Here is an 8,327-nt window from a genome sequence, read left to right on the forward strand (position 1 = left end):
TCACTGCAAATGTTAAAGAAAAAGTTCATCAAAGTTTTTCTCCTGTCCAAATACTTGCTTCTTGATGTTCTTCGGATTAGCCACTTCGTAAATATAAATGGAATCCTCATCTTCATCGATAATTTGATCGATTTCGTTTAAGCATTTCATTAACAAACTTTTAGTAATTTCCCCCTCGAACACAGAGTTCTGTGTCCATGTTAAGTACTCTCTTAACTTTTTACACACTTTATTTACACGCTTTTCTCCAACATCGTACGTAATGATTACAAACATAACTACCACCATGCTTTCAATGGTTTATAAGGCTCATCGCCAATGAAATGTTTAATGAGTTTGTAACATTCCAGACGAATAAAATACCGATAACTTACTTTTCTCTTCAGTTTCCGATGTTGTACCGTTGTTGATAGCTTCTCATCCCACTCTTTAATAAAACGCTTTTTTCCTTCCTCACTTAGCAACACCATTCCATCGAGGAAATCGAAATGCTTCTGGGTGATGATGCGATTATTAATGCACGAAATAATCACAACGTCAACAAGTAATGGCTTGAAAATCTCCGCTAAATCTAGACATAAAGAAAATCTCTTCGTTGACGGCTCATGCAAAAAGCTAATAGTCGGATCTAATTGTGTTTTATAAATTTCCGACAAAACTACCGTATAACAAAGCGAATTGCCGAACGAAATAAGGGCATTAAGCGGGTCTTGCGGTGGCTGTTTCGTTCGTTTTTCAAAGATAAAATCTTGATTCAAAATTGCATTAAATGACTGATAATAATGTTGGCGAATGCGTCCCTCTATTCCCATCAGTTCTTGAATTTTCGTAGCACTATCCATCTTTTTCGCTTCTTCTTCGATGTCTTTTACATATTGCTCCGTTTTTTCTTTGTATCGTCGAATATTCCGTAACATATGATGCACAGCACTTTGCAAAAACGACCTCGCCATATATAGTCGTTTCTCGTGATCGAGATAATGAGCACTTTGTTGTACCACCGTAAATCCTGAAACTTTTTTATTTCTTGGACAAAACGTTCCCGCATAAAAACCATAATAATTAAATACATGAAGATGAACATCGTGTTGGCTCAATAAATTTAATAACGACGAGTTTAAATCTACTTCCCCAAATACATATAAATTGTCCGTTTGATGGACAGGAAGGCTTTTTTTATTTTCGTCTTCATCAAAGAAGTATAACGTATTATCTTTACGTTTCAGCCTCCCGTTAGAAAAAATATAGTGGTCTCTTAGCATTAATCATCACCCTCTAACGCAAAACAAAATTCATAATACGCGCATTTTGTACAATAAGGCAGTTTTTTTAGCTTCGGTGGGGAAGACGAATGAACGATTGCATAAATTTCCTTTATCGCCTTTTCAATCGCTTTTTCATCTTTTTCCGTTAGTTCTACCTCTTCTGTTCTTCGTTCTTTCGTATAGCTAATTAGCCCCTTTTTCTCAATACCCCGCTTCTTCAGTTCATACAAGTAATACAGCATTTGAAACCGATCCGCCTCTGACATTTTACTTGAAAGCTTAATTTCGCGAACGTACTCTCCATCCAAAGCATCTAACTTAAACGAATCATCCACTAAAATTTCCCTATCCTCCAAACGTGGATAAGCTCGCTCATGTAAAATCTTCCCCTCAATGACACGTTCATGTTCGTTTTCCATCGCAATTCCTTTGGAAAATAACCACAGCTTCCGCTTACACACTTTGTAATACTGCATTTGCACACCACTAACCATCAACATAAACCCCTCTTAAGAAAAATTGGAAGAAGGTTTGTCCAGCGAAATTCCTTTTCCCTTCCATTGCTCACGGTTGAAATCGTATTCAACATCAGCGATATATATGTGGTCAAATGGCTTTGGCAAGCGCTCCGACACATATTTTTCTGCTACATATCGCTGAACGCTAACCGTTTTCTTTTCAATTTCCATCCGTAATTTCAAGCGTTTTTTCCATTCTTTTTCTTTTTTATATTGCTCGAATAGATGATCGATTTGATCATATATCTTCCGAGTAATGACTTGAATGTTTTGAATATCACGTAGCTTTTGTTGTGCTTCTCGTTTATCCATTCCATATGGATCAAGATTGTCAAACATGTATAAGGCATCTTCAAATTCTTTCAAAAATGATGTTCCCGTTAATCGTTTTCGGTCATATAGTTGCGCTACCATTTTTACTTTTGCACGTTCATCGATAATTTGGTTATCATATGGTTCTAACTGCCGAATACTTTCATTCACAAGATTCTCGTTATACACTTTCGGAACGCCTGAAATATTTTCTGTGAAAATATGAATATTGCAACCGTCATGGTCTAACGCTCTCTTCCGATAACAACGTCCAAAACGTTGGAATAAGCTATCTAATGTCGACATTTCTGTAAATAAATAGTCAAAGTCGATATCAATACTCGCCTCGACAAGTTGGGTGGTAATCCAAATTCCTTTTTCATTATTTTCGTTAAATTCTTTAATGCGTTTTTCTAGTAGTTGGCGATCTTCTTGTGTAAATTGTGAATGAAGCAAGTAGACGGGAACATGAGTCTCGCATTGTAAGAATTTATCGTAAAGACTCATTGCCTTACGAACTGTATTGACAATGACAAGTATTTGCGATGTTTCTCCCAAGTTCAATATTTCCCCAATCGCTTCCTCAATCCCCTCGGCACGCAAGCAAATGCGGTGGCGGTGTACGCTTGTATCAATGAACTCCTCGATCGCAATCTGGTCGTCGTCAATCACATTTCGCTGTTTTAGCTCCTCCAAATATAACGTGGGAAGCGTAGCAGTCATAATCATAAATTTTCCACCTACACGATGGATCATTTCGAGTGATTTAATTAGCATCGCTGCAATCCTTGGCTCATACGCTTGTATTTCATCAATGACCACTTTTGCATTCGCCATTGCAGCTAGTTCTTTTTCAAACCCTTTATAGTAAAAAGGAAACTTTAAAATTTGATCGATTGTTGTAAGCAATAACTTCTTCGCATAATGTTCAGACTGTTGTTTTAATTCTTCCCAATTTTCCTCTTTGTCTACTAAATAATGCACGCTCGTGGAGTGTAACAACCCAACCGCGTCATAGCCCATTTTTTCTTTTATTCTGTCGTATATCGCATTAATGCTCACTCGAAGTGGCAATGTAAAAAATGCTTTATCATCTCGAATCCATAAAAGGGCTGCTTCCGTTTTCCCCATTCCCGTTTGTGCGATAGCGATCACATGCTTATCATGATGTTGTTCAGCAAATTGTTGTAAATCGTTTTTATGAAATCCTTGTTTTTTCATATATTCATTTACATTTATGTAAATTGATTTTTCTACATCTCTTTCGACATCCATATGAGCAGATGCCGCATGGTCTAAACGATGTAGCAACCCTTTAATCATGACATATTTCCAAAATTCTTCCCCGTCATGATATGTATAGCGGTTTAATAACCGATCAACGAATCGATATGAAAATTTTTCTGTCATCGGTAAATTCATATGTTCACTTAGTTGAGATAACTGATTTTTTATATCGTTCTCTAAAACATGACGAATGATTTCTTTCTCTGGATGCTGGTCACGCTCATGATGATAACCAACCGCATGAATGAGTAGTCGCTCTTCTTCTTTCGTGAGGTCTAGCTGTTTTAGTGGGATACATCCTACTGATAAATAATTGTGAGGCACATTTGTTTCCATATCCGTTTCTAACACAGATTCACGAATTGCCTGGCGGATTTTATTTTGAAATACCGTGTTCACTTTACCAACATCATGATATTGTACAGCGATTTCTAACAGCCTCCACATTCGCTCGTCCATCAGCATGAGTTTATGACCGTAAGCGTTTTTTAACAATTTTAAATTATGGAGGAGACGATCCGTATGTTCACGAATCGTCTCTTTCCCCTCGGATTTTGCATAGAAAGTCATTGTTCTTCCTCCTACAAATGATAAAAGACTAGTTCCCCGTCTTCATCAATCCAGACCCCTTCTGGTGCCTCAATCCCTTTTTGTACATAACCAACATCAACTTTTTCCCACTGCCGAATCCCGTTAACAATTTCATATTTCCAGTTGAGTTGATAAGGAATACTTTTTGTTTCTCGATCAAGCAGATAACTAGGAATATAAGCATTCCATTGTAAAGTTTCCTCTTCTTCCAGCTCTTGCACTTCCACGAGTTTATATTCATCAATCCGAACTAAATCTTCCCAACGACCAAGGCTGTAATGAGTCGCACTATGCTCGATAGCATGAATGATTTGCTCTAAGATGTGTTTCTCTGCTTCGACATGGATTAATAAATGGACATTGTGCAATAAATGCGTGTACATTGGCATCGTTGTAATTTCGTTTTTATCGTAAGAAAATTCCATTCGTGCCAACCCATCTAGTACAAGCGGAAAGCTTGATAGTTCTCTCTTTTTGAAAAAGTAATATCGTTGATAATCAAGCAACTTCGCTTCATACGTTCCTTGCACGCTCAATCGCATCGGAATGAATTGATTGGCATCAAGCAAAGCATGAATCATTCCTTTTACGGTTGAGTATGGCGGAAGCGGATATGTTTCCGCCACTTTGGAAGCAAACGGCTTTTTGTAGCACGCTGTTTCTTGAAATAGTTTTAATCGTAACGCTTTCATACTTAAACACCATAATACAATTGAATTTGTTTTGAAACATATTGGAAAAACGGTTCGACAGGCATCACTTGTTCGCTAAATAAATCGTAAAATTCCCCTTCATTAGCAAACACACCGCTTAATATGCCGATTTTTGTATCTTTCCCGATTGCTTCCCCGGCAAATGTTTGTTCCATTGTTTCTTTAATTGGCTTTGTTTGTATAGTCCATCCGTTCCCTGTCGTACTTAGTTGAACGCGTCCAAGGAAAAATGGATTTGCGACGTTATACATTCCGCCGATGACAAAAAGCGGAGCTAAATTTTCTTGTCGCCCGCGAATGTTGCGGTTTAGCACTTTTAACACTTCAAGCAGTTGAAGTACACGGTTTGCTTTTTCTTCGTTTGGAAGTTCAATCTCTCCATCTACACCGACGCGGTTTAAATCAATGGTGAGCGTGTATGTGTAAAAACTATGGTGTTGTTCAATATTGACTAAGTTAGCATCTTGCCCAATGCGACTTGCGAGTCCCATGTTATTTAAAAATTCTAAATCACTTTTATACGGCTCAAGCGAAATCGCATGGCTTAAACGAACAACAGCGGGACGTTTTTCTCCTCCTTCACCTTTTTGTGTTTTTAAATATCCAAATAGATCCATTTCCACTGAATCTCTGATTGAAATATCCTTTTTGAATTGAACGACGCTTTTTCCCCCATCGCTCGCCTTTGTAACAGTATCTAAATTCCACCCAAACAGTTCGTTCCCGAGCCGAACAATATCGTAACGGATACTTTGTCGCGATGCATACGTATATACTTCGCCATCGCCGCGATGAAATTTTTTCAACTCTGAAATATTAGCAATCCCTTCTCCATAGTTTAGTGAGTTTGCTTGAAAAATCGTGGTCATCGTTAACGCTTTTTTCATGCTTTAACTTCCTCCTGTTCTTCTTTATATTGGTTTGCGAGTAATCCGGCAATAAACGCATTCGCCACTGTCGCAAAATCGAGATCTCTTTCATGTAGCGCATTTAAGAAAATAGGTGACATCGGACGATCTGTAGACATATAAATACGCATAAGCGTATCCATAAAACTTTTTCGATTTCCGGCTTTTGCAGCATTTAATAAACGGTAAGCAATACTCGCTACTTTTTTCTCCGGACCGCTCGAACGCATAATCGCATCACGGATTTCCCGTCCTTGCATAAACAACGCGCTCACTCTTTTATCTGTCGTGGCCACATCTCTCACTCCCTTTTTAAACTGCAAAATTCGATTCCGCTCCCGCACAGCAATGTACGGGCCATTCGTACTTCTTTCATTTTTGATGCAATCGCGCAAATAGTGATAGATGACATGAATTGGATCCGCACCACGTAGCACGTATTGCACGAATTTCTCTCGATAGTCATATAGTTTTATAGAATCGAGCTTATCGGCATGTTGCTTGAAATAATGAGCTAAATACATAGGTAAGTGATAATAATGTAAATGTGTTTTTTTACTGTCGTAGTCCGAAAAGAATTCTAAGAAAAACAAATGATCGACCGCATACTCCGATTCTTTTTTTACACTTTGAACAAGTTGGCTAACAATCTTGTTAAAAGGCTCTCTTTTTTTCTTTAATTGCCTAAAATGATTGTTTTTTTGCAAAATTTCTGCGAAAGTTGCATCTGTCTGAACAAATCCTGCATATAGTCTCCGCTCCGTTTGATCGCCTATTCCGTCATTTTTGAAATAAATAGCTACTCCAATTGGCGCGAATAAAAGCACAAGTTTAGCTAATGAAGACAATGGTTTAGGTTGTTGACTATCAAAACGCCAACTGAAGTTAAATGCTTTATCTTTCGCAACACCGATGGGCGAAAATACCATTTCTTCAAAATTATAAAAAGCTAGACGCTCGTTGAAAAGCAGACACTTATTTATTTTAGTATTGATGTATTCCTGTATTTCTTCTAGTGTTTTCTTCTTCCATTCCCTTTTTAATTGTTTAAAAGGTTGATATTCACCTTTTTTTTCTAACAAAGAACTTATCTCTTCAATAGAGTGACTATCATTAAGTACAGATTCCAAGTGTAAATCATTCATTACAGGAAAAACATAACTATTGTAAAATTCTTTTACGTGACCTTCAAAATCTAAATTATTTTTTGATACATTTAAAAATGAAACTTGCCCAAAAAATAATGGTTTTAGTATAGCATGTTTAAAATAATTAAGAGTTAATTTTTCATTGATTTTTGTTTCACTATACACTTGCTTTAAAGTACGTATATGCTCTTCCAACTGATGTACTTGTTCATATTTCTTTATTTCTCTTATCTGTTTTAATGTATTTTCTAGCGTTTCATGAGTGAAATATTTAAGTATTTTAGTTCCTGTATCTGATATAGATTTTTTTAACTCATTTATATTACTCTTAAATTGTTTTTCATTCTTCACTTGTTCTACGTAAGCATCTAATCTTTCGCATTCCCTTCTAGCAACACTATACTCCTCCAACAAATACAGAAAATATGCCCGTGGCAATTGCGGAAGTACATCGGTATCCAATTCAATTCCCCACGGCTTAGCTGTCACGCTATCTTTGTATTCATCACTAATGATTCCGTTTTTTCGTCCGTATTCAAACACACGATATAGCCCGACAAGCCCCATGTTGACCATCCATTCACCCATGCGCAGTTCAACTTTCATTCCTTCACCTCCTCCACTTCAAGCATTCCAAATCCTTGATTACGCCGTTTGGACAAACCAAGCTGATAAATTAACTGTAAATCAGCAGGATCTCCGCTCATCTTAAATAAGCCATGATACGTGGTGAAATATAAATGCTGTTGTTCTCCATACTTTTCTACAAATTGACGATTAGATTCTTTGATGACCATCTTTTTAAATCGAATAGGTTGCATCGCCAATGGTCTGGATAATCCCGTGCCACGATATTCATATAAAATTGTATTGGCTAAGTAATTGATATGTTTTTCATAATTCTTGTCATCTGGTGCGATTGGCGATTTGTTTTCATCTTCTACTAACAAAGGCGAAAGCGTTCGGAAGACAACCGTAGGTGATGTAATCTTTCTTTCATCTCCCATGACTATTTTTCCCCGAATCAATTCGTATCCTTTATACTCAAACCTTTTTTTGCTTTGCAAACCGTTATACACGTGAAGCAAAAATTCATAATCAGGTGAACTAATAATAACGCGTAGTTCATCTAACTCAATTTCATCACCTTTGAAACGGAAATTTTTTAAAAAGGGTGAGAAAACGAAAGGTTTTGTTACATTTGCTTTCGCATATAACCGCTCGTAATACTCCTCACTAGACGCTCGTATACTTTCTTTGAGAATTGAAACAATCGCCATCCGATAATGAACAGGGATTTTTTTTACTTGAAATGAACAAATAATTCTCATAGCACACCTCCTTCCTCTCCCATTCTATCGAAAAGAAACGGAAAATGTTGTCGTTTTTTGTCAAATAGACTTAAATTTTAAGAAAATTTCACAATTTAAAACATATTACATCCAATCATTATATTGAGCAATTTAAAATTAAAAGCTTACAAATATTCATCTGTTCCCCTTATTTTCTTGACATAATATTTAAATACTGTAGATGAGTAAATTTACTAACATAAATTTACAACCAAACAAAAAAGAAGACATGA

8 protein-coding genes are annotated in these 8,327 nt (G+C 36.7%); all 8 read right to left on the reverse strand.

The window, feature by feature from the left end; translation table 11 throughout:
• Window positions 1-12: 12 nt before the first annotated feature.
• From cas2 to cas6, 8 genes are read right to left on the reverse strand one after another with little or no spacing between them, the layout of a single operon-like run.
• The gene (gene cas2 / locus CS060_RS11615) at window positions 13-276 is read right to left on the reverse strand and encodes a CRISPR-associated endonuclease Cas2 (RefSeq protein ID WP_012574449.1); all 264 of its coding nucleotides are present in this window, start codon (window positions 274-276) and stop codon (window positions 13-15) included.
• Window positions 277-278: 2 nt separating this feature from the next.
• Window positions 279-1,262 (reverse strand): type I-B CRISPR-associated endonuclease Cas1b, encoded by a 984-nt coding sequence (gene cas1b, locus CS060_RS11620; RefSeq protein WP_099668985.1) that lies wholly within the window; start codon window positions 1,260-1,262, stop codon window positions 279-281.
• Window positions 1,262-1,759 (reverse strand): CRISPR-associated protein Cas4, encoded by a 498-nt coding sequence (gene cas4, locus CS060_RS11625; protein WP_099668986.1) that lies wholly within the window; start codon window positions 1,757-1,759, stop codon window positions 1,262-1,264. The genes cas1b and cas4 overlap by 1 nt, the downstream gene beginning before the upstream one ends.
• Window positions 1,760-1,774: 15 nt before the next feature.
• The gene (locus tag CS060_RS11630; RefSeq protein WP_035049086.1) at window positions 1,775-3,952 is read right to left on the reverse strand and encodes a CRISPR-associated helicase/endonuclease Cas3; all 2,178 of its coding nucleotides are present in this window, start codon (window positions 3,950-3,952) and stop codon (window positions 1,775-1,777) included.
• An 11-nt stretch (window positions 3,953-3,963) separates the two neighbouring features.
• Window positions 3,964-4,665: a type I-B CRISPR-associated protein Cas5b gene (gene cas5b / locus CS060_RS11635; protein ID WP_035049088.1), complete on the reverse strand. Its 702-nt coding sequence runs from the start codon at window positions 4,663-4,665 to the stop codon at window positions 3,964-3,966.
• A gap of 2 nt (window positions 4,666-4,667) precedes the next feature.
• On the reverse strand, window positions 4,668-5,573 hold the full coding sequence (gene cas7i, locus CS060_RS11640) for a type I-B CRISPR-associated protein Cas7/Cst2/DevR (RefSeq protein ID WP_035049089.1): 906 nt from the start codon (window positions 5,571-5,573) through the stop codon (window positions 4,668-4,670).
• Window positions 5,570-7,348, reverse strand: coding sequence for a type I-B CRISPR-associated protein Cas8b1/Cst1 (cas8a1, locus tag CS060_RS11645; protein WP_035049091.1), 1,779 nt, complete (start codon window positions 7,346-7,348; stop codon window positions 5,570-5,572). The genes cas7i and cas8a1 overlap by 4 nt, the downstream gene beginning before the upstream one ends.
• The gene (cas6, locus tag CS060_RS11650; RefSeq protein WP_099668987.1) at window positions 7,345-8,073 is read right to left on the reverse strand and encodes a CRISPR-associated endoribonuclease Cas6; all 729 of its coding nucleotides are present in this window, start codon (window positions 8,071-8,073) and stop codon (window positions 7,345-7,347) included. Before cas6 ends, cas8a1 begins: the two co-directional genes overlap by 4 nt.
• Window positions 8,074-8,327: the final 254 nt, after the last annotated feature.

Source organism: Anoxybacillus flavithermus (genome assembly GCF_002742685.1).
Classification (GTDB): domain Bacteria; phylum Bacillota; class Bacilli; order Bacillales; family Anoxybacillaceae; genus Anoxybacillus; species Anoxybacillus flavithermus_E.

Bases quoted from the DNA above. Each gene is read 5' to 3' on its own strand.
- cas4 (WP_099668986.1), bottom strand. From the start codon at position 1,759: ATGGTTAGTGGTGTGCAAATGCAGTATTACAAAGTGTGTAAGCGGAAG.
- cas1b (WP_099668985.1), bottom strand. From the start codon at position 1,262: ATGCTAAGAGACCACTATATTTTTTCTAACGGGAGGCTGAAACGTAAA.
- cas2 (WP_012574449.1), bottom strand. From the start codon at position 276: ATGTTTGTAATCATTACGTACGATGTTGGAGAAAAGCGTGTAAATAAA.
- cas5b (WP_035049088.1), bottom strand. From the start codon at position 4,665: ATGAAAGCGTTACGATTAAAACTATTTCAAGAAACAGCGTGCTACAAA.
- CS060_RS11630 (WP_035049086.1), bottom strand. From the start codon at position 3,952: ATGACTTTCTATGCAAAATCCGAGGGGAAAGAGACGATTCGTGAACAT.
- cas7i (WP_035049089.1), bottom strand. From the start codon at position 5,573: ATGAAAAAAGCGTTAACGATGACCACGATTTTTCAAGCAAACTCACTA.
- cas8a1 (WP_035049091.1), bottom strand. From the start codon at position 7,348: ATGAAAGTTGAACTGCGCATGGGTGAATGGATGGTCAACATGGGGCTT.
- cas6 (WP_099668987.1), bottom strand. From the start codon at position 8,073: ATGAGAATTATTTGTTCATTTCAAGTAAAAAAAATCCCTGTTCATTAT.